This window comes from Brevundimonas alba (assembly GCF_011927945.1).
Lineage (GTDB): Bacteria > Pseudomonadota > Alphaproteobacteria > Caulobacterales > Caulobacteraceae > Brevundimonas > Brevundimonas alba.
In genome coordinates this window covers 1674697-1701274 of record NZ_JAATJM010000001.1, presented here as the reverse complement: position 1 = coordinate 1701274, position 26578 = coordinate 1674697, and the positions used below count along the sequence as shown (strand labels likewise).

The 26578-nt window shown below is 70.0% G+C and carries 25 protein-coding genes and 1 tRNA gene; 12 read left to right on the top strand and 14 right to left on the bottom strand.

Translation table 11 applies throughout. The features are described from left to right. Positions 1-6: 6 nt before the first annotated feature. On the bottom strand, positions 7-2874 hold the full coding sequence (locus GGQ87_RS08270) for a hypothetical protein (RefSeq protein WP_168046446.1): 2868 nt from the start codon (positions 2872-2874) through the stop codon (positions 7-9). A 37-nt stretch (positions 2875-2911) separates the two neighbouring features. Further along, positions 2912-3448: a CinA family protein gene (locus GGQ87_RS08265; RefSeq protein ID WP_342448330.1), complete on the bottom strand. Its 537-nt coding sequence runs from the start codon at positions 3446-3448 to the stop codon at positions 2912-2914. An 82-nt stretch (positions 3449-3530) separates the two neighbouring features. On the opposite strand from GGQ87_RS08265, the gene GGQ87_RS08260 reads away from it, so the two are divergent. After that, on the top strand, positions 3531-3938 hold the full coding sequence (locus GGQ87_RS08260) for a DUF983 domain-containing protein (protein ID WP_245161439.1): 408 nt from the start codon (positions 3531-3533) through the stop codon (positions 3936-3938). A 15-nt stretch (positions 3939-3953) separates the two neighbouring features. Here the strand turns inward: GGQ87_RS08260 and GGQ87_RS08255 are convergent, their stop codons facing one another. The 4 genes from GGQ87_RS08255 to GGQ87_RS08240 form a co-directional block, all read right to left on the bottom strand. After that, a complete protein-coding gene (locus tag GGQ87_RS08255; protein ID WP_342448329.1) occupies positions 3954-5549 on the bottom strand; it encodes a sensor histidine kinase in 1596 nt (531 codons plus the stop codon). After that, positions 5546-6256, bottom strand: coding sequence for a response regulator transcription factor (locus tag GGQ87_RS08250; protein ID WP_168046444.1), 711 nt, complete (start codon positions 6254-6256; stop codon positions 5546-5548). The genes GGQ87_RS08255 and GGQ87_RS08250 overlap by 4 nt, the downstream gene beginning before the upstream one ends. A gap of 2 nt (positions 6257-6258) precedes the next feature. Continuing rightward, positions 6259-7881 carry a DUF4153 domain-containing protein gene (locus GGQ87_RS08245; protein WP_168046442.1) on the bottom strand — a complete coding sequence of 541 codons (1623 nt, stop codon included), beginning with the start codon at positions 7879-7881 and terminating at the stop codon, positions 6259-6261. Between the two features lie 110 nt (positions 7882-7991). Further along, a tRNA-Arg gene (locus GGQ87_RS08240) sits at positions 7992-8068 on the bottom strand. A gap of 298 nt (positions 8069-8366) precedes the next feature. Between GGQ87_RS08240 and GGQ87_RS08235 the strand changes: the two genes are divergently transcribed. The 4 genes from GGQ87_RS08235 (at position 8367) to GGQ87_RS08220 (ending at position 12415) form a co-directional block, all read left to right on the top strand. After that, positions 8367-10850 (top strand): helicase-related protein, encoded by a 2484-nt coding sequence (locus GGQ87_RS08235; protein ID WP_168046440.1) that lies wholly within the window; start codon positions 8367-8369, stop codon positions 10848-10850. Then, the gene (locus tag GGQ87_RS08230) at positions 10847-11134 is read left to right on the top strand and encodes a S4 domain-containing protein (protein ID WP_168046438.1); all 288 of its coding nucleotides are present in this window, start codon (positions 10847-10849) and stop codon (positions 11132-11134) included. Before GGQ87_RS08235 ends, GGQ87_RS08230 begins: the two co-directional genes overlap by 4 nt. Before the next feature lie 64 nt (positions 11135-11198). Next, a complete protein-coding gene (gene fdxA / locus GGQ87_RS08225; protein ID WP_168046436.1) occupies positions 11199-11540 on the top strand; it encodes a ferredoxin FdxA in 342 nt (113 codons plus the stop codon). Positions 11541-11863: 323 nt separating this feature from the next. Continuing rightward, on the top strand, positions 11864-12415 hold the full coding sequence (locus GGQ87_RS08220) for a CarD family transcriptional regulator (protein ID WP_168046434.1): 552 nt from the start codon (positions 11864-11866) through the stop codon (positions 12413-12415). An 84-nt stretch (positions 12416-12499) separates the two neighbouring features. On the opposite strand, the gene GGQ87_RS08215 is transcribed toward GGQ87_RS08220, so the two are convergent. From GGQ87_RS08215 to GGQ87_RS08205, 3 genes are all read right to left on the bottom strand, one after another. After that, positions 12500-13447: a hypothetical protein gene (locus tag GGQ87_RS08215; RefSeq protein WP_168046432.1), complete on the bottom strand. Its 948-nt coding sequence runs from the start codon at positions 13445-13447 to the stop codon at positions 12500-12502. After that, on the bottom strand, positions 13444-14802 hold the full coding sequence (locus GGQ87_RS08210) for a glycosyltransferase family 2 protein (protein ID WP_245161438.1): 1359 nt from the start codon (positions 14800-14802) through the stop codon (positions 13444-13446). The genes GGQ87_RS08215 and GGQ87_RS08210 overlap by 4 nt, the downstream gene beginning before the upstream one ends. Positions 14803-15010: 208 nt before the next feature. Beyond that, entirely contained in the window at positions 15011-15505 is a 495-nt protein-coding gene (locus tag GGQ87_RS08205) for a DUF3617 domain-containing protein (protein ID WP_245161437.1), read from the bottom strand. Positions 15506-15693: 188 nt separating this feature from the next. Between GGQ87_RS08205 and rpmB the strand changes: the two genes are divergently transcribed. The 4 genes from rpmB (at position 15694) to GGQ87_RS08185 (ending at position 19966) form a co-directional block, all read left to right on the top strand. Beyond that, the gene (gene rpmB, locus GGQ87_RS08200) at positions 15694-15990 is read left to right on the top strand and encodes a 50S ribosomal protein L28 (protein ID WP_168046428.1); all 297 of its coding nucleotides are present in this window, start codon (positions 15694-15696) and stop codon (positions 15988-15990) included. Between the two features lie 84 nt (positions 15991-16074). Then, on the top strand, positions 16075-16413 hold the full coding sequence (locus tag GGQ87_RS08195) for an MmcQ/YjbR family DNA-binding protein (RefSeq protein WP_168046426.1): 339 nt from the start codon (positions 16075-16077) through the stop codon (positions 16411-16413). A gap of 104 nt (positions 16414-16517) precedes the next feature. Continuing rightward, complete coding sequence (locus tag GGQ87_RS08190) at positions 16518-18233, top strand: M1 family metallopeptidase (protein ID WP_245161541.1); 1716 nt, start codon at positions 16518-16520, stop codon at positions 18231-18233. Next, positions 18233-19966, top strand: coding sequence for a M1 family metallopeptidase (locus GGQ87_RS08185; RefSeq protein ID WP_168046422.1), 1734 nt, complete (start codon positions 18233-18235; stop codon positions 19964-19966). Before GGQ87_RS08190 ends, GGQ87_RS08185 begins: the two co-directional genes overlap by 1 nt. On the opposite strand, the gene GGQ87_RS08180 is transcribed toward GGQ87_RS08185, so the two are convergent. The 4 genes from GGQ87_RS08180 to GGQ87_RS08165 form a co-directional block, all read right to left on the bottom strand. Then, on the bottom strand, positions 19963-20739 hold the full coding sequence (locus GGQ87_RS08180; protein WP_168046420.1) for a transglutaminase-like domain-containing protein: 777 nt from the start codon (positions 20737-20739) through the stop codon (positions 19963-19965). The genes GGQ87_RS08185 and GGQ87_RS08180 overlap by 4 nt on opposite strands. A gap of 57 nt (positions 20740-20796) precedes the next feature. After that, positions 20797-21357, bottom strand: a complete 561-nt coding sequence (locus GGQ87_RS08175; RefSeq protein WP_168046418.1) for an HNH endonuclease — start codon at positions 21355-21357, stop codon at positions 20797-20799. Positions 21358-21490: 133 nt separating this feature from the next. Further along, the gene (locus tag GGQ87_RS08170) at positions 21491-22141 is read right to left on the bottom strand and encodes a trimeric intracellular cation channel family protein (RefSeq protein WP_168046416.1); all 651 of its coding nucleotides are present in this window, start codon (positions 22139-22141) and stop codon (positions 21491-21493) included. Further along, a complete protein-coding gene (locus tag GGQ87_RS08165) occupies positions 22138-22794 on the bottom strand; it encodes a DNA-3-methyladenine glycosylase family protein (protein WP_168046414.1) in 657 nt (218 codons plus the stop codon). The genes GGQ87_RS08170 and GGQ87_RS08165 overlap by 4 nt, the downstream gene beginning before the upstream one ends. A 78-nt stretch (positions 22795-22872) precedes the next feature. Between GGQ87_RS08165 and gluQRS the strand changes: the two genes are divergently transcribed. After that, positions 22873-23721 carry a tRNA glutamyl-Q(34) synthetase GluQRS gene (gluQRS, locus tag GGQ87_RS08160; RefSeq protein ID WP_168046412.1) on the top strand — a complete coding sequence of 283 codons (849 nt, stop codon included), beginning with the start codon at positions 22873-22875 and terminating at the stop codon, positions 23719-23721. On the opposite strand, the gene ppk2 is transcribed toward gluQRS, so the two are convergent. Next, positions 23722-24471, bottom strand: coding sequence for a polyphosphate kinase 2 (gene ppk2, locus GGQ87_RS08155; protein ID WP_168046410.1), 750 nt, complete (start codon positions 24469-24471; stop codon positions 23722-23724). A 65-nt stretch (positions 24472-24536) separates the two neighbouring features. On the opposite strand from ppk2, the gene GGQ87_RS08150 reads away from it, so the two are divergent. Both GGQ87_RS08150 and GGQ87_RS08145 read left to right on the top strand, forming a co-directional pair. Beyond that, positions 24537-25637: a serine hydrolase domain-containing protein gene (locus GGQ87_RS08150; RefSeq protein WP_168046408.1), complete on the top strand. Its 1101-nt coding sequence runs from the start codon at positions 24537-24539 to the stop codon at positions 25635-25637. 6 nt (positions 25638-25643) lie between these two features. After that, the gene (locus GGQ87_RS08145) at positions 25644-26405 is read left to right on the top strand and encodes an extensin-like domain-containing protein (RefSeq protein ID WP_168046406.1); all 762 of its coding nucleotides are present in this window, start codon (positions 25644-25646) and stop codon (positions 26403-26405) included. The last annotated feature ends 173 nt before the right edge of the window (positions 26406-26578 follow it).

Genomic DNA, 26578 nt, shown 5'->3' with positions numbered 1-26578 from the left:
ACGGTCTCAGGCGGCGGGCCTCGCGGGGGCCGCCGCCGCAGCTTGAGGACGGGCGGGCGCCGCGGGTCGGTTCCCGCCCGTTTTCTGTCTGAGGTCCGCCTTCATGGCCGAGACCCAGCCCGAGAAGGTGTCGGCCGAAGCCGTCAGGGCGGCGAAGTCGCCGATCGAGGCGCCGCCCTCCCCTGCATCGAGGGCGATCGCCAGCGCGGATTTGGCGCGGGCTCCGGCGACGAACGGGCGGTAGTTGCGCGACAGACGGGTCAGGGCGGCGCTGTCGCGGCCCAGCGAATAGCCGATGCCCGCGCGGATCAACCGGGCCTCCTCGTCCGCCGTCAGGGCGGCGGGATCCTTGAAGCGGTCGCCGAGCCGCGCATCGTAGAGGGCGGCGGCCCCGGCCCAGTTTTCCTGCTTCCAGAGAATTTCGGCGCGAACGTCGCGCGCCTCCGGCCCGGCGTCGGAGCCGAGCACCTCGAGCGCGTGGTCGTAGCGGCCGAGGCCGGCCAGGGCGCGGGCTTCCAGCGCGCGCCGCTCCGTGTTCAGGGCGGTCGGCAGCAGCGTCGTGCGCGAGCTCCAGATGGCCTGAAGCGCCGCCTCGGGCTGGCGGTCCATCAGATAGACGGTGGCCAGATCGGTCGCGACCTGCGCCTTGGCGACGCCCTCGAGCCGGTTGTCGACCTGGTATTTCAGAAGCTCTGCGGCCTGATCCAGCAGGTCGACATCGACCAGACGGCGGGCGAGGCGGCGGACCATCTCGTCGCCGTCGGCGCCGATCGGGGTCAGTTCGCGGAAGTCGTAGAACAGGCCGAGCGCCTGCACCGGCTGGAGGCCATCCGCGCCGCCTTCGAGGAACAGCATGCGGAAGGCTGCGCCGAGGTCGGCCTGGATGTCCGCGGCCCCGTCGAGCCGTTGCAGGCCGGGGCCGGCGCCCTTCAGGGCCGTCAACGCCTCGCGGTAGAGGCCCTGCGACAGGTAGAGCTGACCCAGCTGGCGGATCACGGCCAGTTCGGTGGCGTCGCCGCGCCAGCGCCAGCGCAGGCCTTCGAGGGCGGCGGCGGCGGCGTCCGGCTTCATGGAGCCCTTGGCCAGAGACAGCCGAACCACGCCGAGCTTGGCGGGCACGGCCACGGCGTCGAGCGGCGCGCGGCCGATGGCGGTGTAGACGGCGAGCGCCCGATCCGACTGGCCGTCGAGCTCGAACAGCTTGGCCTGCACCAGCCGGGCGGTCAGCTGATCGGCCGCGGGCGCGTTCTGGCTGAAGCTGTAGGCCAGCAGGGCGCGGGCGGCGTCGAGGTCGCCGGTTTCCAGCGCCGAGAGGGCGTGGGCGGCGCCGAAGCGGGCGCGCCAGGCGGCGGGGAAGGCGTCGACTGCTGGCGCCCCGGCGGCGAAAGCCTGACGCGCGGCGGCGTGGTCGCCCTTGGCCGAGGCCATGTAACCGCGCCAGACGGCGGAGGCCGGATCGCCGGCGACGGCGGCCGAGGCGAAATCGGCCTCGGCTTCCTCGAAGCGTCCGATGGAGGCCCGGGACGCGCCACGCAGACCGCGCAGCTCTGGCTCGCCGGCCATGTTGGGCGCCTTGGCGACGATGGCGTTGAGCACGCCGACGGCTTCGTAGCCGAGGCCTGAGCCTACGAGGAAACGGGCGAAGGCGAAGCGGGCCTCGGCGGGCGCGCGCGGGTCGTCGGCCGCGGCGGCGCCCTCGGCCGCCGCGGCGTCCTGAAGCTGGCGGTAGCGGGCCGAGAAGCCGGCGTGGCCCGGATCGGCCCATTCGGCGAGGATCAGGCCGGAGTAGCGAGCCCGCAGGGGCGCGCCCGATTCCGCCGGGGCGGCCTCCAGAGCCGCGGACGGCGGCGACAGGGTCAGGCCGCCGGGCCGGCTGAGGGTGACCAGATCACCATCGGCATGGACGGCGAGATCGGTGGCGGTCGTCTCCACCGCCAGACCGTGGGCGGTCGGCAGCAGGGCGAGATCGACGGTGCGGCGGCGATCGCCGAAGCCCTTGCCGGGCGCGAGCGCCGTCACTGCGGCGAAGCGGTCCCCGACCAGCGGATCGGTCAGCCAGACCGCCCTGGTCGCTCCGGCCATATGGGCCACGAGGGCGGGCTTGCCAGTGTCGTCGCGGTCGATCTGCACGCTGTCGACGGCGGCGGAGGCGCCGCCGATGGTGACGGTCCAGGTCGAGCCGGTGGCCGCGGCGGAGACGGGCGCGTTCACGGGGGCGGCGACGCGGATGGCGACGTGGTCCGGCCCGGCGGTCCAGTGGGCGTCGGAGGCGGGCCCGAGTTGGGCGGCGCCGGACATATCCAGCCGTGCGGGGGTGTCGAACACGATCCAGACCGCCTCGCCGCGCCGGAAGACGGCGGCTCCGACGGGCGTAGGCCACTGGAAGGCCATGGTGACCTTGCCGGGCGAGGCCTGGGTGACGACCGGCACCGTCCGGGCCGTCGACACGACGGGCGCGGGCGGCGCCTCGGCGTAGAGGTTCAGATAGACCGCCCCGTCGGCGCTGCCCGAGCGGGCGTCGGCGCCCTCTGCGAGGGTCAGGACCAGTTCGGTGGCGCCCGTGACGGCCCGGGTCTCGACCCTGGCCACCCCTTTTGGCGGATCGACCTTGAGGCGGGAGACGTCGGGGGCCGCGGTCGAACCGATGCGGACGATGACCTGATCGCCCTCGCGCCTTACGCGGGACCGCGCCCCGATGACGCCGGCGAACTCGATGCGGGTGAACTCGGCGTTGGCCCCGATCCGGATGGTGACGGGATCCAGCGCCGCGGAAGCTTCCTGCGCGAGCGGCGCCATCGGCGCGAACACGACGGCGCCGGCCGCGGCGGCGGCGACGGTCGTTCGCAGGATGCGCTTGGAAGTTGCCCCGGACATGCGCGCGCACCCTCGCGCGAGCCGCCTTTCAACGCGGTTAACGGTTGGTGACCGCCTGCTCCAGCATGCGCAGGGCGACTCGCAGGCATTCCAGCCTGACCGGTCCCCGGCCGCGGTCGCCGAAATGATGCTCTTCGTGCACCGTCGGAGCTCCGACGGCGGCAAGGCCGAAGTGGACCAGGCCCGGCTCGTCGTCAGGCCCCGCCGCGCCGGCGAACCCCGTCACCGAGACCGCCACACCCGCCCCGGAGGATCGCAGGGCCCCCTCGGCCATCGCCCGCGCCACCGGCTCCGAGACCGCGCCGTTCTGTTCGATCAGCCGCAGCGGCACGGCCAGTTCGTCGGCCTTGGCGTCGTTGGTGTAGACCACATAGCCGCGCTCGAAGACGTGCGAGCGGCCCTCCACATCGGTCAGGACGGAGGCGATGAGGCCGCCGGTGCAGCTTTCCGCCGTGGCGATCGATACGTCATTGTCATGGGCGGCTTGCAGGACCCGGTCGATCAGGGCCTCTACGTCGTCTGGAACGGCGGGGCTGAGGGTTTCCGTCATAGGGGTGGAACGGTCGCGCGTCACCCCGTGTTCCCGCGACAATCACACCGCTTGCATCACTCGTCGGCGAGGCCGACATCCCGGTCATCCCATCGAGGACCACGCCTTGACCGCCCCCGACTATCCCACCCTCGGCACCCTCTCCACCGGCCTGCGCTGCCGCTGTCCGCGCTGCGGCAAGGGGCCGCTGCTGAAGGGATATCTGACCATCCGGGAATCCTGCCCGGTCTGCGGCCTCGACTTCAGCTTCGCCGAACCCGCTGACGGTCCCGCCTTCTTCGGCATGAGCCTGGTCGGCGTGGTCGGCATGATCCTGTTCATGTGGTTCGAGTTCACCGTCCACCCGCCGATCTGGGTGCATATGGTGGTGACCATGCCGCTGCTGGTGGTCGGCTGTCTCGGCGTGTTGCGGCCGCTCAAGGGCTGGCTGGTGTCCGAGCAGTATGTGCACAAGGCCGCCCCGCCGGAGTTCGAGAGCGTCGGCAAGCACGGCGACGGGTCCAAGTGGCGCTGAGGCGAGGCTGACCGCCTAGGCCGCCGGCGCCGCTCCGGCCACCGGCAGACCCAGTTCGAACACCGCGCCGCTTTCCGACGGGCGCAGGTCCAGCGTCGCCTTATTGGCGGCCAGCAAGGCGCGGGCGATGGACAGGCCGAGCCCGGCCCCGCCCTCCCCGCGCCGGGTGGTGAAGAAGGGCTCGAAGATGCGCCGGGCGTCGGCGGAGGCCACGCCCGGCCCGTCATCGCTGACCGTCAGCATGACCAGACCGTCCACCTCGCCGGCCTCGATCCGCACCGTCGAAGCTCCGGCCTGACGGCTGTTTTCCAGCAGGGTCGAGACGACCATCTCCAGAGTGGCCGCCGGGGCGGCGACCGGCGGCAGGCCCTCCGGCAGGACCAGATCGACCTTCAGATCGGGCGCGCGGGCGTCGACCGCCTTGCGCAGGGCCGGCCGCAGATCGACCGCCAGTCCGGCCTCGGGGCGCGCCATGTCGGCGCGGGCGAGATCGAGCAGGCGGGTGACGAGGGCCGAAAGCCGGCGGCCGTCGGCGGCGATGTTGTCGAGGAAGCGGCGGCGCTGACCGGGCTCCATGCCGTCGCCGTGGTCCTGCAGCAGTTCGACCGCCCCCTGAATGCCGGCCAGCGGCGTCTTGAACTCGTGGCTCACGGCGGCGGCGAAGTCGCGCAGATAGCGGGAGCGGCGCTCGACCGCCTCGGCCATGCGGCCGAAGTCCTCGTAGAGGGTGCGTATCTCGACCGCGGCGGTGGCGGGCGGCGGCGGCAGGGAGCCTGCGCCCGAGGTCACGTCGCGGGCGGCGCGGCTCAGGGCCTCGATCGGCCGGGCGATACCGCGGGACACCAGCACGGCCAGCAGGCCGATCAGGCCCAGGGTGCCGACGACGCCCAGGCCGATCTTGATGCGGTCCTGATAGAGCCCCTTGAACAGGGCCCGGGGCGAGCGCGAGGTCAGGATCACCCCCTTCACCTGCCGCCCGACGACCACCGGCCGCGCGTGGTGGATGCGCAGGGCCGACGCCCGGCTGAGCCACTCCAGCGAATAGCGCGGATGGTAGGAATCGTTACGCCGCAGGACCGTCTCGGGCCGGCCCGCGAGAGCGGCGCGGATCTCGGGCAGGTCGCCCCAGCCGCCGCCTTCGCCGAAGCCTTCGACGACCACGCCGGACCGGTCGAGGAAGATGATCGAGGCCAGGGTCGTCTGGCTGGTCCGCTCCATCACCGGCGCGAGCCGCGCCGCGACCGCGACGGCTTCAGGATCGGCGGGATGGCCGACGGCCCGCGCCGGGGGCCGGGCGGGCAGCACCGGTGTCGAGCCGAGATCGATGGTCGCCGGCTCGGGCCGATAGTAGCCGGGCGTATCGCGCCGGACCGTCGCGGGATCGAAGGCGGGCGCGCCGGGCCAGAAGCTCTCCGCCGCGGCGGCGAGGGTCGCGGCCTGCGCCACCAGCTCCGCCTCCGTCTGGCGCACGAGGGTGTTCTCGTAGACCCGAAGGAAGATGGCGCTGATCCCCGGCAGGACGGCCGCGAACAGCAGCACCGCCAGCAGGATGGTGCGCAGCCGCATCGCCGGCCAGTGCGCCCGGACCCAGGCGCGCAGCGGACTGGTCACGCGGGACCGCCGAGGCAGGGACCGAGCTGGTAGCCAACCCCGGCGCGGGTCTCGACCACATCGGTCCCGCCCGCCGCCGCAAATTTGATGCGCAGGTTGCGGACGTGGCTGTCGATGGTCCGGTCCGTCATGGCGAAGCCGGGGCCGTGCACCCGGTCGATGATGGCGTCGCGGCTGAACACCCGTCGCGGCCCGTCGGCCAGCACCCGTACGATGCTGAACTCCGTAACCGTCAGCGGCACCTCGGCCCCGTCCCAGCGGGCGCGCCAGTCGTCGGCGTCGAGCGTCAGGCGGCCGCGGGTCAGCATCCCTGACAGCTCGGCCGGCGGGGTCCGGGCGGTCCGGCGCAGAATGGCGGCGACGCGGGCGACCACCTCGCGCGGGCTGAACGGCTTGACCACATAGTCGTCCGCCCCGAGCTCTATGCCCAGCACACGGTCGATCTCGTCGTCGCGGGAGGACAGGAACAGCACCGGCAGATCGCCCTGCGCCCGGATGCGGCGGCAGACCTCGATCCCGTCCATGCGCGGCATGTTGATGTCCAGCACCACCAGATCGGGCGCCCGGGCGGCGATGTCGGCCAGAGCCGCCTCCCCATCGGCGGCCTCGCGCGTGGCGAGGCCGGCCTTCTGCAGGGCGAAGGTCAGGAGGTCGCGGATGTGAGGGTCGTCGTCGACCACCAGGACGGTGCGCTGCATGGCGGCCATGTTCAGGCTCCCGGCGTCGAGGTCAACGGCTGGGCGGTGTGGTCGGGCGCGGGCGGTGGTTCGACCGGGGCGGTCGGCTGGACTGCGACCGGGACCAGGTCTGGTGCGGGGAGCTCCGGCGGCACAAGCCGGCCCTCCCAGTCCCGGGCCCCGGGCCGGGGGCGCAGCAGCGGCCGGCCCTCTGTCAGGGCCTCGATGCGGCCCAGACGGCGGGCGTCACGCCATGTCCAGCTGTGCCAGTCGCCCTGCTGTTTCCGGATCTGCGCGTGAAGCTCGGCCCGCACGGCGGCGACACGGTCGCGCAGCTCCGGGTCCGCGGTCCGCTGCTCCAGCTCGACCAGCGACACCAGCGCCGGGGCCCCGAGGGAGCGGAGGTAGCCGAGATCGAGCACCGCGCCTGTGCCGTCGATTTCGCGCGCGTGCCGGACGTTCCACGAGGCCGCGATCGCGCCGAGGTCGAGGGTGCTGACCACCGCCAGCACCACCAGCGTCAGCCGGACGTTGGCGTCGATCAGCCAGTGACCGTCCTTCCGCTGCAGCAGGCGCCACACGATCAGCAGCAGGCCGGCGCCGACGAGCCCCATCCAGATCATCGCCGCAATGCGGAAGGGGGTCAGGGCGTAGGACTCCACATAGTCGGCGGTGCGCAGCAGGCTGGAGGCGACCAGCAGCAGGTTCTGCCCGACCCACAGGACCACCAGCCTGCGCACCAAGGGCTTCCGCGCCGTCTCGGAGCCGGGCCGTAGCGCGACCAGCACGAACAGACCGGCCAGCAGGGCGGTGGCGATCAGCGACCACGCCCCGCGATGGGCGTAGTCCGCCAGCGTCACATCGCCGGGCAGGGGCGCGCCGCTCCACAGGAAGACCACGTCCAGTGCGTTCTGCAGGGCGAAGACGGCGTTGAACACGATGAGCGACAGGGTGATCGAGGCGCCGCTCACCCCCGGCATCTTCGCGTCGCCGAGGGACGGCAGCGCGATCAGCTTGCGCCGCCAGCGGGGCCTCAGGGTCGCGCCGACGATCAGTAGCAGGAAGCCCCAGATGATCACCCGCCCCGGCCCCACCGAGACGCTCGGCACGCGGACCTGATCCAAGGCGTCGGAGATCAGCGGATTGGCGCTGGCGAACAGGGCGAGGAACACCGCGCCGCCGATCAACGGCAGGATCAGCAGGCGGATCATCGGCCAGGGCGATGCGACGGCCCTGCCGCGCCGCCGCAGCCGGCTCATCCGCACGGCGTCGAGCACCGGACCGGCCACGGCGACGAAGCCGTGAACCGCCAGCCGCTGGACCCAGCGCCACGCCGGCTCGCCCGCCTTCACCCGCGCCGACAGCACGGCGACGCTCAGCATCAGGCCGAACAGCAGCCAGAGCAGCGGACCCGGCCGGTCGATCATGACCAGCGCCAGTCCGACGGCGACCGCCGCCGCGAACAGGGCGCGCGGATCGCGCCTCAGCCCCGGTCGGGCGACAAGCGTTCCGACCGTCCAGACCAGGGCGAACAAGCCAAGCGTGGCGCCCGCCGGCTGCATGAAGAACAGGCTGTCCGCCAGCGCGACCAGCAGGACCGCCACGGCGGCCTTCAGCCAGAAGGACGTGCGGGTGAATGGATGGGCGTGAAGCATGACCGTCTCCCCTTGCGAGGAGCCGGTTGTCGCGCGGCGCGGTCGAGGCCTGCGGGGCGCGGCGAGGAGCTTGGGCGCAGACCCTGTGCAGAAGCGGTGCAGTGGGGTGATGGCGACCCCGGCAGGACTCCAACCTGCGACCTCGGCTTTAGGAAAGCCTTGCTCTATGCAGCTGAGCTACGGGGCCATCGGCGGTGACCTAGCGGCTCATGCGGCGCGGGGGAAGCGGGCGGAAAGCCGAAATCGACGGCCCGGTCCGTGGCGTGCGTTCCATCCACCGCTTCCTCACCTCTGCTGTTGTGGTTAATCGCTCTTAAGATACAATATCTTGTGGAGAACAAATCCCGAATCGGGCCGTGTCGGTGATTCGGTCCTGATTCGTTTCGCCCCTGTTCCGCCCGAACCCGCCCCGCCGTTTACCTGCACCGGAAATCGGCGCCGCGACGCTTGAGGAACCGGCGTGGAACAGCCACCTTTTCCGTATCATGAGCGACCGCGCCACCGGCATGGCCCCCTCGCGCGTCGTCGCGGTGCTGGGGCCCACCAATACCGGCAAGACCCATCTGGCGGTCGAGCGGATGCTGGGCCATGCCTCGGGCATGATCGGCCTGCCGCTCAGACTGCTGGCGCGCGAAATCTACGACCGGATCGTCAAGCGGCGCGGGGCCGCGGCGGTGGCCCTGGTCACTGGCGAGGAGAAGATCGTCCCGCCGCGGGCCCATTATTTCGTCTGCACCGTCGAGGCCATGCCGATGGAGCGGCAGGTCGAGTTCCTGGCGGTGGACGAGATCCAGCTGGTCGCCGATCCGGAGCGGGGCCACGTCTTCACCCAGCGGCTGCTGCACGCCCGGGGCCGGTTCGAGACCATGTTCCTGGGCGCCGGAACCATGGCGCCGCTGATCCGGTCGCTGGTTCCTGACGTGGAGATCGTTCAGCGCGAGCGGCTGTCGACGCTGAGCTATGCGGGCTCGAAGAAGCTGACCCGCCTGCCCCGGCGCAGCGCCATCGTCGCCTTCAGCACCGAGCAGGTCTACGCCATCGCCGAGCTGATCCGGCGTCAGCGCGGCGGCGCAGCGGTCGTCATGGGCTCGCTCAGCCCCCGCACCCGCAACGCCCAGGTGGAGCTGTTCCAGTCCGGCGAGGTCGACTTCCTCGTGGCCACGGACGCGATCGGCATGGGGCTGAATATGGAGGTCGACCACGTCGCCTTCGCCGGCCTGAGGAAGTTCGACGGGCGGCGCACGCGCTGGCTGCACGCGCACGAGATCGGCCAGATCGCCGGACGGGCCGGGCGGCATCTGCGCGACGGCACTTTCGGCGTCACGGGCGAGGCGATCGAGCTGGACCCCGATCTGGTCGAACAGGTGGTCGAGCACCGCTTCGATCCCGTCGAGGCCGCGGAGTGGCGCAACGCCCGGCTGGACTTCGACACCCTGCCAGACCTGCTGCGCTCGCTGACGGTTTCGCCGGGCGTGCGCGGGCTGAACCTGACGCAGCCGGCGCTGGACGAGACCCTGCTGCGGCGGCTGATCAAGGACGAAGAGGTGGCGCGGATCGGCCGGTCGCGCGGGGCGATCATGCGGCTGTGGGAGGCTTGCCAGCTGCCGGACTTCCAGAAGACCACGCTGGACGAGCATTCGCGGCTGGCGAAGGAAATCTTCGAGGCGCTGACGGGCAGGCGCGGGCGGCTGACGGCTGACTGGATCGCCCCGCGCTTCGCCGACCTCGACCGCGACGACGGCCAGATCGACCAGCTGTCGGCGCGGCTCAGCGGGGTGCGGACGCTGAGCTATATCGCCAACCGCCCCGACTGGCTGGATCAGGCGCAAGGCTGGCGCGACCGCACCAAGGCGCTGGAGGAACGGCTGTCCGACGTGCTGCACGAGCGGCTGACCGCGCGTTTCGTCGACCGGCGCACTACCGCCCTGATGCGGGCGCTGAACGTGCGCGAGGACGCCGTCGCCGATGTCGACGCCGAGGGCGCGGTGGTGGTCGAGGGCCATGCGGTCGGGCGGCTGAACGGTGTCGACTTCCAGATCGACAAGGGCTCGAGCGCGCTGGAAGACCGCGCGCTGCGGCACGCCGCGCGGCAGGCGGTCACGCCGGAGATCGCGCGACGGCTGGGCCGGCTGGCGGCGGATGCGGACGAAGCCTTCTCGGTCACGCCCGACGGAGCGGTGCTGTGGCGTGGGGCCCAGGCCGGACAGGTCGTCGGCGGCGACTGGTTCGCGCCGCGGGTGCGGCTGCTGGGCGAACTCGGCTCCGTCGCCTCGCGGGAGCGGGCGCAGCGGCGGCTGGAGGCTTGGCTGGCGTCCGAGGCGGGACGCGCGCTGCGGGCACTGCGGCGGCTGAAGACGGCGGTCGAGAACGGGACGCTGAAGGGCCTGCCGCGCGGCATCGCCTATCGGCTGGTCGAGGCGGGCGGCGTGCTCGACCGTCGCGATGTCGAGCGTGATCTCGCGGCGCTGAGTCAGGTCGAACGGCGAACGCTGAAGACCTTCGGCGTGCGGCTGGGCGCCCACTCCGTCTGGCTGCCGGCGCTGATGAAGGGCCGGGGGGCGGCGGTGGCGCAGGCCTTTGTCGCGAGCGAGCCGTTCCGGCTTGGCGCCGGACCGCTGACCCCGCTGCCGGAGGCCGCGCCCTCCCCCCGACTGTTGTCCGCCTTCGGGCTGCGCGCGGTCGGCCGGGTCGCCGCGAGCGTGGAACTGCTGGAATCGCTCGCCGAGCGGAAGGCGCGCAACAAGGGCGTGCTCAACGAAACCGACCTTGCCGAGCTGGGCCTGACCCTCGAACAGGCGAAGGCGCTGGCCAGTGCGCTGAAATCCACCCGGGCCCAGCAGCCGGACCGGCCCAACCGCGCGCCCAAGCCGCCCACGGACTCGCCGTTCGCCGCTCTGTCGGCCTTGACCGCGCCGTCGCCCGCGCCTGCCCGCCGCAAACGGTCGCGTCCGCGCAGGAAGTCTGCGTGAACGAAACCAGCTGCCGTATCGATGTCTGGCTGTGGCGGGCGCGGTTCGCGAAGAGCCGGTCTCTTGCCGCCGCCATGGTCGAGCGGGGGGCCGTGCGGCTGACCCACAACGGCGTGCAGACCCGGCTCGACAAGCCCAGCCGCAGCGTCCACGTCGGCGACGGTCTGGTGTTCGCCCTCGGCGGCCGGCTGGTCGATCTGACGGTCGAGGCGCTGGGCGAAAGGCGGGGTCCGGCGGAGGAGGCGCGAGCCCTGTACGCCGCGCGCGACGCGGGTCCCGGTTGACACCGCCCGCCGCCGGGGTCATCTGCGCAGCCCGTCCCCCTCAACCGCGAACGCCTTCCGCTCAATGACCTACATCGTCACCGACGCCTGCGTGAAATGTAAGTTCATGGACTGCGTCGAGGTCTGCCCCGTCGACTGCTTCTATGAGGGCGAGAACTTCCTCGTCATCGCGCCGGACGAATGCATCGACTGCGGCGTCTGCGAGCCGGAGTGCCCGGTCGACGCCATCAAGCCCGACACCGAGGACGAGCCCGACGGCAAGTGGCTGATGGTCAACGCCGAATACGCCAAGGTCTGGCCGAACATCACGGTCAAGGGCGCGCCGCCCTCCGACGCCGAACAGTTCGAGCGCGAAACCGGCAAGTTCGAGAAATACTTCTCGCCCGCGCCGGGCAAGGGTTCCTGATCGGCGTTCGCCTGACCGGGCCGGACGCATTCACAATCCGGAGAGGTTTTACAGCGTTCCGCGTACTGACGCTGTGGACGTTTTGAAATTCCGCAGATTTGTGATAGGTTACTGTCATTGGGTCGGGCGGTCTGCGATTTCTTCGCGCCGCCCGCGTTTGCGACAGAATCCCGTCCACGAAGACGGGATCGGCCAGAGGTTTGGTGATCCGTTTCCGTTTCGACGACTGACATCTCGCTCCGACGGCTTTCCGCCGCCGGCCGATGCGTCTCCGTCTTTGCGTTTTTCGTCTCGCCCGCCCTCCGCGCCGGGAAAGGAATGACATGACGAACAAGACTGGTCTGGAATTCAAGGTTGGCGACGCTGTCGTCTATCCGGCGCACGGCGTCGGCAAGGTGGCGGCGGTCGAGACCCAGGAAGTCGCGGGCATGTCGCTGGAGGTCTACGTCGTGACCTTCGACCACGAGAAGATGACCCTGCGGGTGCCGACCAAGAAGGCCAAGACCGCCGGCCTGCGTTCGCTGGCCGCCGACGACGTCGTGTCGAAGGCCCTGACCACCCTCAAGGGCCGCGCCCGCATCAAGCGCACCATGTGGTCGCGCCGCGCGCAGGAATACGAAGCCAAGATCAACTCCGGCGACCTGATCTCGATCGCTGAAGTGGTCCGCGACCTGCACCGCGCCGACAGCCAGCCGGAACAGTCCTATTCGGAGCGGCAGCTCTATGAATCGGCGCTGGACCGCATGGCCCGCGAAGTCGCCGCGGCCAACCGCATCGACAAGGACGCCGCCGTCGAGCTGCTCGGCAAGTCGCTGAGCGCCAAGAAGGCCGTCATCGCCGCCGCCGAGGCCGCGGAAGAAGCCGAAGCCGCCTGAAAGGCCGACGACGCTGAATAGACTGAAGGCCCGGGAGCGATCCCGGGCCTTTTGCTTTGCGCGCGCTCCGCGACCGGCGCGCGGTCAGAAGCCGCGGGTCAGGGCGATGTTCAGCTGGCTGTAGTCGTAGGCGTAGCCGCTCGCGCCGGGCGTGTTGCTGTGAACGACCGACGCCTTCACATACCATTCGCGATTGATCTTCGGGCTGGTCACCGAGGCCTCGAAAAAGCGGGCGGCGCGCCAGTCGGTGTCGGCGTCCCGCTGCGCGCCCAGGCCCACGGCGACCTGATACCGCCAGCCGTCGTGGAAGCGCTGGACCTGAACCGTCGGCAGAAGCTCGACGTACCAGCGAGGAGAGAAGTAGTCGCCCTCCGCCGGCTCGCTGTTCTGGAAATAGCGGGTCCGCAGCTGGGCGCTCAGACCCCACTCCGGTTTCACCACATGGACGTACCGGGCCCGCAGGTGCGTCCGGAGATTATCGCCGCCGAAGTCCTGCAGCCCTGCCAGGAAGGTCAGGCTGTTGAAGTCATCGAGCGGTACGTCCAGCGCGGCGCCGGCGAGGGTGGTGTAGGCGTCTGCGGCCAGACCCTGCGGCGTCTCGAGCCGGTCGCGCTCGACGAAATACTCCTGCCGCCGGGGGCTGTCGTTATAGACGCTGACAGAGCCGATCAGGGTCTCGCCATTGGTGCCGATCATCCCCGCGGACGACCAGGTCGAACCCTTGCGGGCGAACCGGTAATAGATCCGCTCCTCCTCGAGCCCTTCCGTGCCGAGCGGGGTGAAACGGGCCGTTTCGATCCGGACGCCCTGATAGCTGTCCGGCCCCTGCCAGTCCCAGTCGAGGTTGAGGCCGAGCTTCAGCGTCTCGGATTCATCGGCGTCCGACGAATAGAAGACATCCGCGCCGACCCCAGGGTTCAGCGGCCGCTGCCCGGTCGAGACGTCTTCATAGTAGGGCCGCTCTTCCGCCACGGCGGCGGATGCGCCCGCGAGAGCGGCGGCGGTGATAATACAGCGGGCGGCGCTGATCATTTCGTGCCCCATGTTTTGCGAAGCCCGGCGACCTCGGCGAAATACCCCGCCACGCACACGGGCTGCATCAGCAGGCTGTAGGCGAAGACGTAGAAGAGGAAGCCGACCGGATTGCGTCGGACGCGCAGGCCCTGCGCCCGGAACATCTTTCGCTGCACCCGGAAGATGAACCAGTTCCACAGCGCCGCCAGCGGCAGCACGGCCAGCGTCAGCGGCCCGGCGATCCAGTAGATGCCGAACAGGGCCAGCACGAGACCGGGAATGAAGGCAAAGGTGTAGACAAGGTCGAGTGGCAGGAAGAGCAGATTCCACCAGATGAACAGGGTCGAGAGCCGCCACTTGAACAGCATGGGCCAGTGGGCCGCGAACGCCTCGATCAGACCCCGCGACCACCGCCGCCTCTGGTTGGCGAACTGCCGGAACTCATGCGGGACGTTGGTGAAGACGAGGGCGTCCTCGGCGTAACCGACCCGGTATCCGGCTTTGAGAAACGCCCAGGTGATTACGATGTCCTCGCCGACGCAGGGGGGCCAACCACCGACGCTGAGCAGCGCGCGGCGCGTGTAGAGCGAGAACGCGCCCTGCGCCACAAGGGTGCCGTGGAACATGCTCTGCATGCGCTTCACGGCCGCGATCCCGTGGAAATAGTCCCACTCCTGCGCCGCCGTAAGCAGGTTACGGCGGGAGTTGCGGACGAGGACGGAGCCGGCGACGGCCTCGGTCCCCCTGGGGTCCGACAGCTTCCGTTCGACGATCCGGGTCAGGGCGTCCTGACGTAGCCAGCAATCGCCGTCGACGGTGACGATGAGGTCGTGCGCCGCGATCCCGAGCCCCCGGTTCAGCACGGCGGACTTGCCCGCATTCGCCGCGAAATTCACCAGTCTGAGCGTGCCGTGCGTCCGCGCCTGCAACGCGCCGATCATGCGCGCCGTCGCCATCAGGGTGTCGTCCGTCGAGCCGTCGTTGAGGATGATGACCTCGAACGGACCGGGATAATCCTGAAGCGCCAGACTGGTCAGGGTGTCGCCGATGTTGAGCGCTTCATTATAGCAGGCGACCAGAATGCTGACGGGCGGATAGGCGATCGGCGGCCGGTGGATCGGCCTTCGGTCGATCAGGATGGTCGCCACGAGGAAGGCGTTCATGAACCCGGGCACATAGGCGATGAAGCCGATGATGATCAGGGCCCCCGCCGGGGTGACGATCTCCGCCAGGTCGGCGAGCCACCGCTGGGACATCCAGACGCTGAACCCGGTCCAGGCGATGGCCAGGCTCAGGGCGATGACGAATTTGGCGTGGACCGGGACGTACAGCAGCCGCCGTCGCGGGGGCGGCGTGGCGAAGGCGCGCCGCATCGCCTTCGCCCGGGGCCTCAGCGAGGCGGAAGGCAGGTCGCCGGGAATCCGGAAATCAGGGGACGCGGAAAAAATGGGCCAGACCAGACTAAAGCGGTCGGGCCGAACTCAGCCCCCGACGAACTGTCGGTTGAATGCACTCACGACCCGGGACGTTCCGCCAAAGAGGCTACCGGCGGTGAACCCGGCCTGAACGCCGCCCGAGCCCTCAGAAATACTCGGCGTTGGCCGGGCACTGGGCGGCGAGGCGGCGAGCCGTGATCGAGGCCGGCAGGTAAGGCGTGCCTCGCGCCAGTTGGGCCCCGCCGCGGAAGGAGAAGCTCTCCTGCTGGTAGGTGCCGTTCAGGCGGATGTTGACCCGCCGGCCCTTGTGGTCGGTGCAGACGCCTTCGAAGCGGGCGTTGCCGTTGCCGACCTGGCGCACCGGATAGGTACACTGCCAGCGACGCGTCGACAGGCCGCCGAAGAAGCGGTTGATCTCGCTGGGGCGGACGCATTTGGTTTCGGTGTCGCGCACGCCGACAGCGCTGGTGGTGTACTGCCAGTAGCCCGGCAGGACGGTGTCGGCGCTGGACTGGGGCGACATGGCCGCCTGCGGCGCGGCGGGCGCGGCGAGGAACAGGGCGCCGGCGATGACGGGCGCGGCGGTGGCGGCGACACGGGCGAGGACGGACGGCTTCATGGCGGTTCCGGGTTTGAACATCGGTCTCATGACTAATGCCGATATATGGCGGGATTTGAACGGCGGCTGAACGGCTTCGATGCGGCTGCAAGTCTTGACGGCGCGGCGACTCCTCCTCTATACGCCCCCCTCTCGCGCGGGATGACCTCCCGCGCGCACCTGTTTCATGCGTCCGCTTCGTATCGTGGACCGCTCCGAAGGATAGTCAGATGTCGCGTCGTTGCGAACTCACCGGTATCGGCCCGATGGTCGGCCACAGCGTGAGCCACTCGAACATCAAGACCAAGCGCCGGTTCCTGCCGTCGCTGAAGACGGTCAAGGTCGCTTCGGAGGCCCTCGGCCAGACCTTCTCGCTGCGCATCTCGAACGCCGCGCTGCGCACCCTCGACTTCAAGGGCGGCCTGGACCCGTTCATCGTCAAGGCCCGCGACGAGCAGCTGTCGGTCGCCGCCCAGCGCATCAAGCGCCAGGTCAAGGCCAAGCTGGCCGAGCAAGCCGCCGCCTGATCGGCGACTGCCGCACAAAGTTCTGAAGGGCCGGTGGAAACACCGGCCCTTTTTCTTTGCGCGCGACGGGGGCAGGCTGGTCCCATGACGCGCGACGAGATGTTCGCCTATGCCCTGACCCGGCCCGGCGCCGAGGATTCGACCTTGCATGGCGGGCGCTGCGTGCGGGTGCGCGGCCACTGGATCGTCAACGACAGTCGGGAGGCCGGCGCGCTGGCGCTGGCGCTCGACCACGGCACGGTGGCCTTCCTGATGGAGACCGAGCCGCAGACCTATTTCCAGACCCCGCATTTCGAGGGCTGGCCGGCGGTGCTGGTGCGGTTTGCCGCCGCTGACGACAGCCGCCTGCGCGAGCAGATCGACAAGGCGTGGGCGCGCCGAGCCACCAAGGCGCAGCGTAAGGCGCACGGTTTCGACGGCTAAGATTACAGGGAGTTCATTTGTCGGGGCGGACTCATCGCCTACCGTCCCGCCGGTCAACAGGATGGGGCTTGGCGATGCTGAGAACGTTTGGACGTGCCGTGGCGATGACCAGCGTGCTGGCGCTTATGGCGACCGCCGCCGTGGCCCAGGACCGTAACGCCGCCGGCGGCCCGCAGGCCTCGGCCTTCACCCTCGAGACCGACCAGCCGCGCACGCCCGAGCAGGAGGCCGTCCGCTTCGACAAGGCCGATGTGTCGATCACCGTCCTGCCCGAGGACAAGGCCATGCGCGGGGTCACCGTGCTGGACTTCACCGTCCTGTCGCCGGTTGAGGCGCTGGTGGTCGAACTGGACGCCCTGTTCGACGTCTCGGACGTTCAGGTCGACGGCCAGACCATCCCCCGCGACCGCTGGAGCAATCCGGAAGGCCGCATGACCATCCAGCTGCCCCGCCCCTTGGCGGCCGGCGAGACGACGGCCCTTCGCATCGCCTACGGCGGCCACCCGCATACGGCGCGGCGGGCGCCCTGGAACGGCGGCTGGGTCTGGGCGACCGCTCCCGGCGGCGAGCCCTGGATCGGCACGGCCGTCCAGCTGGACGGCTGCGACCTGATCTTCCCCTGCATCGACAACTCCAACGCCGAGCCGGGCCGGGTCGACCTGCACCTGACCGCGCCCTCCAACCTGGTCGCGCCCGGCAACGGCGTCTTCCAGGGCAAGACCGACAACGGCGACGGCACCACGACGTGGAACTGGACCATCGGGGATCCCAACATCTACGCCGTGAACGTCAACGTCGGGCCATTTGAGGAGGTCTCGGGCGAGTACCGCAGCCGCTTCGGCAACGTCATCCCGATGCACTACTGGCACCTGAAGTCGGACAAGCCCGAGGACGTGCAGCGGCTGTTCGCCGAATTCCCGCAGATGCTGGATTTCTTCGAGGCCTATGTCGGACCCTTCCCGTTCGGCGGCGAGAAGATGGGGGTGGTCGAGACGCCGTATCTGGGCATGGAGCACCAGACGCTGAACGCCTACGGCAACGGCTATGCGATCGAGGAGCGGGGCTACGACGAGCTGCTGCAGCACGAATTCTCACACGAGTGGTTCGCCAACCAGCTGACCAACTGGAACGCCGACGACATGTGGCTGCACGAGGGGCTGGGCAGCTATATGCAGCCGCTCTTCGCCGGGTGGCTTCGCGGCGACCGCTACATGCAGCGCGAACTGGCCGACCAGCGCGACGGGCTGATCAACCGGGCCCCGGTGGTGTCGCGACGGGCCCAGACCGTGGACGACGTCTACAACAGGCCGACCGGGCCCGGCGGGGACATCTATTCCAAGGGCTCGCTGATCGCCCACACCCTGCGCATGACCATGGGCGACCGGGACTTCTTCGAAGCGCTTCGCATTCTGGTCTACGGCCGTCCGGATCCCGCGCCGGGTAATTTCCGGCCCGTGACGCGCTCGACGCCGGAGTACAACCGCATCGTCAATGAGGTGACCGGCCGGAACTACGACTGGTTTTTCAACGCCTATCTGTACGAGGCCTCGCTGCCCGTCCTGCAGCAGAGCCGCGACGGCGACCGGCTGAACCTCGAATGGCAGACCCCCGCCGGGGTCTTCCCGATGCCGCTGGAAGTCGAGGTCAACGGGCGCGTGCGGGAGCTGGACATGCGCGACGGCCGCGGCTCGATCGACACGCCGCCCGGAGCCATCGTCCGCATCGACCCGGAGAACAAGGTGCTGCGCCAGCTCGACGCCGTCGACGCGCTGCAAGCCTATGAGCGGGCGCAGCGCGACCGTCAGCGGGCGTCGCAGTGATGGGCCGCGCTATCAGCCGGGCGTCACTGCTGGCTCTGGCCGCCGCTCTGGGCGCGACCGCGGCGCTGGCGCAGGAGCCGGCGGCGCCCGTGCGCGAGTCCACCGAGTTCACCCTGAACACCGACCAGCCCCGCGCGCCGGAGCAACTCGCCGTCACGTTCGACAGGGCCGATCTGTCGATCAAGGTGATCCCGGACGACAAGGCCATCGACGCGGTCGCCGTGCTCGACTTCACCGCCACGGCCCCCATCGAGCGGCTGGTCGTTGAGCTGGACACCCTGCTGACGGTGTCCGAAGTCGCTGTGGACGGTGTCGCCGTCCCCGCAGGCCAATGGGCCAATCCGGAAGGGCGGATGACGGTCGAGCTCGGCCGCACACTCCAGCCCGGTCAGACGGCGCAGCTGCGCATCGCCTACGCCGGCCAGCCCCGTGTGGCGCCGAACTCGCCGTGGGACGGCGGCTTCCAGTGGGCGACGACGCCGGACGGGAAGCCGTGGATCGCCACCGCCGTGCAGGGCGAGGGCTGCGATCTGTTCTGGCCCTGCATCGACCATCCGCTGGCCGAGCCGGGCCGGGTCGATCTGCACATCACCGTGCCGTCGGATCTGTCGGCGCCGTCGAACGGACGCTTCCTCGGCAAGCAGGATCACGGCGACGGCTGGACGACCTGGAACTGGTCGGCGGCGCACCCCAACACCTACGCCATCGCCCTGAACATCGGCCCCTACGCCGAACGGACGACCGAATACCGCAGCCGGTTCGGCAACACCTTCCCGATGACCTACTGGCATCTGGACAGCGATGATCCGGCGAAGGTCGACGCCCTGTTCGCCCAGTTCTCGCCGATGATGGATTTCTACGAGGCGACCGTCGGCCCCTACCCCTTCGCGGACGAGAAGATGGGCGTGGTCGAGACGCCCCACCTCGGCATGGAGCACCAGACGATCAACGCCTACGGCAACGAGTACAAGCTGGACGGCCGCGGCTTCGACTGGCTGCTGCACCACGAGCTCAGCCACGAATGGTTCGGCAACCAGCTGACCAACCGCAACGCCGACGACATGTGGCTGCACGAAGGACTGGGCAGCTATATGCAGCCGCTCTATGACCGCTGGCTCAACGGCGAAGGCTGGATGCAGGCTTCGCTGGTCAACCAGCGCAAGGGCCTGGCCAACAAGTTCCCGGTCGTCTCCGGGTCGGAGAAGACCGAGGATCAGGTCTACAACGGGGACATCGGGCCGGGGAACGACATCTATTCCAAGGGCTCGCTGATCGCCCATTCGCTGCGGATGCTGATCGGCGACGAGGCCTTCTTCCGCTCGGTGACCCGGCTGGTCTACGGCACGGCGACACCGCGGCCCGGCAGCCTCCAGCCGCGCTTCGGCACGACCGAGGAGTTCCGCACCATTGTCAACGAGGAGGCCGGCCGCGACCTGTCCTGGTTCTTCCGCGGCTACCTGTATCAGGCCGCCCTGCCCGACCTGCGCCAGACGCGCGAAGGCGACCGGCTGTCGTTCGAATGGGTGACCGGCGACGGCGGCGTCTTCCCGATGCCTGTGGAGGTCGAGATCGATGGTCGCCGCCAGACCCTGCCAATGAACGATGGCCGCGGCTCCGTGACGGCCCCCGTCAGCGCGCATGTGCGGATCGACCCGGACAACAAGGTGCTGCGCCGTCTGGAGCATATCGAGGCGTGGAAGACGGCGGCGGCGGCAGCGGCGGCCGACGACTAGACCGCTACGGCCGTCACCGATTGCCGGACCAGTTCGCAACGCCCCTGCGTCGTCAGGAAGGCGATGTCGGCGGCGTCGCGGCCGCAGGCGATGCGGACCAGCCCCTCCACCGGCGCCAGCCCCGTCGGATCGACCAGCCACCAGCCGTTCGACAGCCAGACCTCGAAGATGGCGTGGAAGTCCGGCGGCGTCAGCTGGTGGGCATAGGCGCTGACGGCGCGGGCCGGGATACCGGACGCCCGGCACAGGGTGATGCCCATGTGGGTGAAATCGCGGCACACCCCGGCGCGGTCGATGAAGGTGCGGGCGGCGGTGGTCTCGCTGTCCGAGGCGCCCGGCTCGTAGTCGATCTCGGCCTTGATCCATTCGAGGATCTTCAGCACCCGGTCGCCGCCGACGGTTCCGCCGAAGGTGCGCTCGACGAAGCGGCCGAACTGGTCCGAGGGGCAGTATCGGCTGGGCCACAGATAGGTCAGCACCTCGGCCGGCAGGTCGTTCCAGTCGTGCTGGACGGTGACGGGCGGCAGGCCTTTCAAGGTGCCGTTGTCGACCAGCGCCTCATAGGTGAGGGCAACTTCGCCGGTCAGGTGGGCGCGCAGGGTGCGGGCCCCGAACTCCTCGTCCTGGTCTTCGATGAAGTCGACCGCCGGGACGGCGTTCAGCCGCTCCTCGAGAATGGTCTGCCCGGGCCAGTGCGCCACCTGAATCTTGTAAATGGCGTCCGTCGGCGGATCGAAGCGATAGACGAGGTCGGCGCGAACGCGGATTTTCATCGCTGCTCGTTAGAAACTGGAGCCCCCGAGGACAAGCCTCAAACGAGGCCGGCGTTCCTACGGCTCCAGCTCGATGTCCCAGTAGAGGTAGTCGAGCCAGCTCTGGTGCAGGTAGTGGGGCGGGAAGCGGCGGCCGAATTCCTGCAACTGCCAGGCGCTGGGGCGGTGAGGGGCGCGGCGCATGGGCATGCCCGCCTGCTGCGGGGTCCGGCCGCCCTTCTTCAGATTGCAGGGGCTGCAGGCGGCGACGATGTTCTCCCACGTCGTGCGTCCGCCCCGACTGCGCGGGATCACATGGTCGAAGGTCAGCTCGGTCGTCGCATTGCAGTACTGGCAGGCGAAGCCGTCGCGCAGGAAGACGTTGAAGCGGGTGAAGGCGGGCTGCCGGTCCTGATCGACGTAGTTCTTCAGCGCGATCACGCTGGGCAGGACGATTTCCATCGAGGGGCTGCGGACGACCTTGTCATAGGTCGAGACCACGTCGACGCGGTCCTGGTACACCGCCTTGACCACCTCTTCCCACGGCCAGATCGACAGCGGGTAGTAGGACAGCGGGCGGAAGTCGGCGTTCAGCACCAGCGCGGGCCAGCCTGACGGGGGGCGGCTCAGGACCTGCATCAGGCCCTCGCCACCGGAACGAGGTTTATGGACGCGACCGGACTGAAGACACGTCTCCTTCCCTAGCTATGTCCGAATCCTACGCCTGATTCGACAGCTTGGCGATGACGGCCGGACGACGGTTCGGTAACGCTCAGCCCCGCGTCCCGGCTCCCGGGAAGGCGGGCAGACTCCAGCCCCAGACGAGCGCTCCGGCCCTCAGCGCGAACCCCAGTCCGGAGGCGAGGAAGGCGGCCGGCCAGGCGTCCAGCCCCAGCGCGCGGGCGATGACATAGACGCTGGCCGCCAGCAGGGCGGCGGACACCGTGATCTCGCGGCGCAGCAGGATCGACGGCTGCCCGGCCAGCAGGTCGCGCACGATCCCGCCGAAGCAGGCCGTCAGCGCGCCCATGACCACGCAGATCAGCGGCGCGACCCCGAACAGCTCGGCCTTGGCGGCGCCGAACACGCCATAGGCCGCCAACCCTACGGCATCGAGCCACAGCAGGGCGCGGAACCGCCACGGCCGGGCCCCGACCATCCATACCGCCACCGACGCCGCGACGCAGACCGCGATGTATCTCCAGTCCCCGACCCAGAAGACCGGCGCACCGATCAGCAGGTCGCGCAGGGTGCCGCCGCCCACGCCGGTGATGGCCCCGAAGAAGGCGAAGGTGACGAGGTCGTGCCTCTCCCGCGCGGCCGCCAGCGCGCCGGTGGCCGCGAACACCGCCACCCCGGCGAAGTCCAGCGCACCGAGCACGGTCTCCGGAGTGGCGAGGGCGGGATCGACGATTGGGGTCAAGCTGCGGGGTCCTCCAGCGCGACCTCGCCGCGCTTCACCGCTCCATACCACCCCCACAGCAGATGCGCCGCAACGCTGCGGTGCGGGCGCCAGATTTCGGCGCGGGCATAGGCCTCCTTCTCTCGAGGCCGCAGCGCCGCCCCGTCGGCCCAGCGCATCGCCTCCTGCAGGGCGATGTCGCCCGCCGGGAAGACATCGCGCCGTCCCTCGCAGAACATCAGAAAAGTCTCGGCCGTCCATTTGCCAACGCCCTTGATGGCCGTCAGCCGGGCGACGGCCTCCTCGTCCGACAGCCGCTCCAGATGGTCGAAGTCGATGCGGCCCTCGACGTGCGCCCGCGCGATCTCGTGGCCGTAGGTGGCCTTCTGGATCGACAGGCCGAAGCCGCGCAGCGTCTCGATGTCCGTGGCCAACACCCGTCCCGGCGTCACCTCTCCGCCCAGCCCCGCCTCGACCCGCGCCCAGATCGCGGCGGCCGAGGCCAGCGAGACCTGCTGGTCGACGATCATGTGGAACAGACCCTCGTAGCCGCCGACGCGACGCCGCCACACGAAGGCCGGGGTCCGTTCATGGGCGCGGGCCAACGCCGGATCCAGCGCCACAATCGACCGCCGCGCCGCCTCGATGTCGTCCTGCCAGTAGGGTGTCTGCATGCGCCGACCCTAGCGACGGCCCCGGCGGCCACAAGCACGGCGGCTGTGATCGCGTCCGCTTCCCGCTATCCTGCGTCGATGTTCGCCACCCGCTTCGCCCCCTCCCCGACCGGCCGCCTGCACAAGGGCCACGCCTTCTCGGCCCTGACGGCGTGGCGGGCGGCGCAGGACGCAGGCGGCCGCTTCATCCTGCGCATCGAGGACATCGACCCGACCCGATGCCGGCCGGAGTTCGATGCGGCGATCCTCGAGGACCTGAGCTGGCTGGGTCTGGACTGGGAGGAGCCGGTGCGTCGCCAGTCGGAGCACCTCGCCGACTACGCCGCCGTGGTCGAGGCGCTGGACGGCCGGGGCCTGCTCTACCGCTGCTTTCGCACCCGCAAGGAAATCCTCGACGCCATCGGAGATGCGCCGCACGGCCCCGCCGATGCGGCCCGCCCCGGTCCTCATCCGGCGGACGAAGAGGCGCGACTGCTGGCCGAGGGCCGCCCCTTCGCCTGGCGGATGTCGCTCGACCGCGCCCGCGAGACCTTGGGCGAAACCGCGTGGAACGCCCTCGCCTTCCGCGAGGAAGGCCGCGGTCCGAACGGTGAGACGGGGCTGGTACAGGCCCGGCCGGAGACGGCGGGCGACGTCGTTCTGGCCCGCAAGGACGCCGGGACCGCCTACCACGTGGCCGTCACCCACGACGACGCGCTGCAGGGCGTCACCCACGTCGTCCGAGGGGAGGACTTGTTCGAGGCGACGCACATCCAGGTGCTGATCCAGACGCTGATGGGCTGGCCCACGCCGGTCTATCGCCACCACCGCCTGCTGACCGGCCCCGACGGCCGCCGCTTCGCCAAGCGGGACAACTCGGTCACCCTCGCCCAGCTCAGGGCGGACGGCGTCACACCGGAACAGCTGCGGGCCGAACTCGGCGTCTGATCAGCGGAACAGACGTTCCCGGGACTTCGCCGCCCCGAACACTACCTCCGCGTCCGGCCTGTCAGCCCGCCCGCCGGGGCCGCCGATGGTGCGCAGGATATGGCGGATGATGTTCAGCCGGGCGGTCTTCTTGTCGTCCGTCGCCACCACGGTCCACGGCGCGGCCTTATGGTCCGTCTCGGCCAGCATCTCGTCCCGGGCGGCGGTGTAGGCGTCCCAGCGGGTCTGGGCCTCGGCGTCGAGCGAGGACACCTTGAACCGCTTCAAAGGGTCCTCGACCCGCTCCTCCAGCCGCTTCGCCTGTTCCTTCTTCGAGATGTCGAGCCACAGCTTGATGATCGTCACCCCACCACCGGCCAGCAGCTGCTCGAACCGGGGCGCGTCCCTCAGGAACTGCTCGTGCTGCTCCGCGGTACAGAAGCCCATCACCGGCTCCACCCCGCCGCGGTTGTACCAGGAGCGGTTGAAGATCACCGTCTCGCCGCCCGACGGCAGGTGGGGCACGTAGCGCTGGAAATACCACTGGCTCGCCTCCCGCTCCGTCGGCTTGGGCAGGGCCACGACCCGCGTCTGCCGCGGCGAGGCGAATTCGGTGATCCGCTTGATCGCCCCGTCCTTGCCGGCGCTGTCCCGCCCCTCGAACACGATCAGGGTCTTCTTGCCCTCGTCGATAGTCCAGGCCTGGGTCTCGACCAGCAGGATCTGCAGCCGTTCCAGTTCCGCTTCGTAGGCGTCCGACTTCTTTCCCATCCCCAGACCTTGAGGCGATGGCCCGCCTCGGGCAAGCCTGTTGCACGGCGACGCGGGAGCGGACCATGAACAGACGACGCGCGATGGCGCTGATCGGGGCGACCGCGATGGCGGGGGCGGCGCGGCCGGCCTTGGCGCGCGAGACGCCTGACGACGTCCTCGATGCGGTGTTCGCGGAGCATGCGCCACCGGCGCTGGCGTTCGGGATCATGGGCGCGGAGGGGCTGCGCTGGTCGGGCGTGCGCGGCGTACGGCGAAGGGGCTCGGATGACGCCGCCACCCTGCAGGACCGCTGGCATCTGGGCTCCAACACCAAGGCCATGACGGCGGCGATCTACGGCCGACTGGTCGACCGCGGGCAGACCCGATGGCAGCGGCCCTTGGTCGACATCTTCCCGGAGATGGCCGCCGACCCCGCCTGGCAGGGGATAACCGTCGACCAGCTGATGTCGCACCACGCCGGGCTAAGGGACGACGATCTGCTGCCGCGCGAGGTGCGGGTCGCGGCCCGCGACGATGCCCGTCCGCTGGTCGAGCAACGGCTGGATCGGGTGCGGGCGGCGCTCGCGACCGCGCCGGGCGGAACGGTCGGAACCTATGCCTACGCCAATATCGACTATGTCCTCGCGGGCGCGGCGGTCGAACGGATCACCGGTCAGTCGTGGGAAGCGGCCATGCAATCCGAACTGTTCGAACCGCTCGGCATCACGTCCGGCGGCTTCGGCGCGCCGGAAGGTGCTCAGCCTTGGGGCCATCAGACGCTGGGCGCCATCAGCACCCCGCTCGATCCCCTCCTCAAGCCGGACAATCCGCCGCTGATGGGCCCGGCGGGCACCGCGCACATGAGCCTGTCTGACTACGCCCGCTTCCTTGGCCTGTTCCTGAACCGGGGCGGCGATGTGCTGAGCCCGGCAGCCTTCGAAGTCCTGACCACGCCCGGCGAGGGAGTGGGCCGGGACTATGCGCTGGGCTGGGCGGTCGAGCGGCCGGGCTGGGCCGCCGGTCCGGTGCTGGTGCACGAGGGCTCGAACACTCTTTGGCATGCGATAGCCCTGCTCGATCCTGTCGGCGGCGTCGGCTATCTCGGGATGTCGAACGAGTCGACACGGGGCGGGCCCGCGCTCGGCGCGCTCGTCCAGCGGCTGGTTCGGACGGCGGGAGGCTGATCGGGCATGGACCGCGACTTCGCCGATTTCTGGAATCTGCTCTGGGAAGCCGGCCTCGGCCTGTGCGCGGCTTTCGCCCTGCTGAACGTCCTCGCGCCCGCGCAGGACCTGCCGTGGAAGCCGCTGGACCTCAGCCATCCCATCGGACAGGCGACCGCGTCCAAGGTCGACGATTTCGAACTGGTCCGCACCGCCGCGCCGGAAGAGGTCAAGGCTGTCACCGACGCCTGCATGCAGGTGCTGCGCGAGGCGGGGGTCAAGGTCGAACGGGCCGAGGACCGCGACGACGGCGGCTTCTGCATCGTGCGCGGCGCCGTGCGGATCACTGGCGGCGCGGTGACGCCTCTGGCGCCCGGCGGCCTCGTCATGCAGTGCCCGCTGGCCGTCCGCTATGTCATCTGGGACCGGCAGGTGCTGCAGCCGGCGGCGGAGGCGACCTTCGGATCACGCGTGGCGCGGGTCGAGAACTACGGCTCCTATTCCTGTCGCCGCCTTTACGGCCAGACCGACGCCTCGGTTCGCCCCTCGGAGCACGCGCGGGCCAATGCTCTGGATATCGCCGGGGTCACCTTGGCCGACGGCCGCAAGGTCTCGGTGGCGGGCGACTGGGCCGGAGAGGGCCGCGAGGGCGAGCAGGGCCGCACCTTCCTCAAGCGCATTCGCGACGGCGCCTGCCGGGTGTTCTCCACCGTGCTGACGCCCGACTACAACGAGGCGCACCGCGACCACCTGCACCTCGACGGCGCCGAGCGGGGCCTGTGCGCCTGACCAGCGCCCCATAAACCGGTAACCTTGTTCGCCGGACGAGAGAATCGGTTTGCGGTTGACCGGCCCCGCTTTTTCGCGAGAGAAAGTCGGCGCAGTCCGGATTTGGCGCGGCTTCCACACCCGTGCAGCGCTCCTTCGCCTGAACGAGCTTGTCCAGATGGGCTGACGGGCGA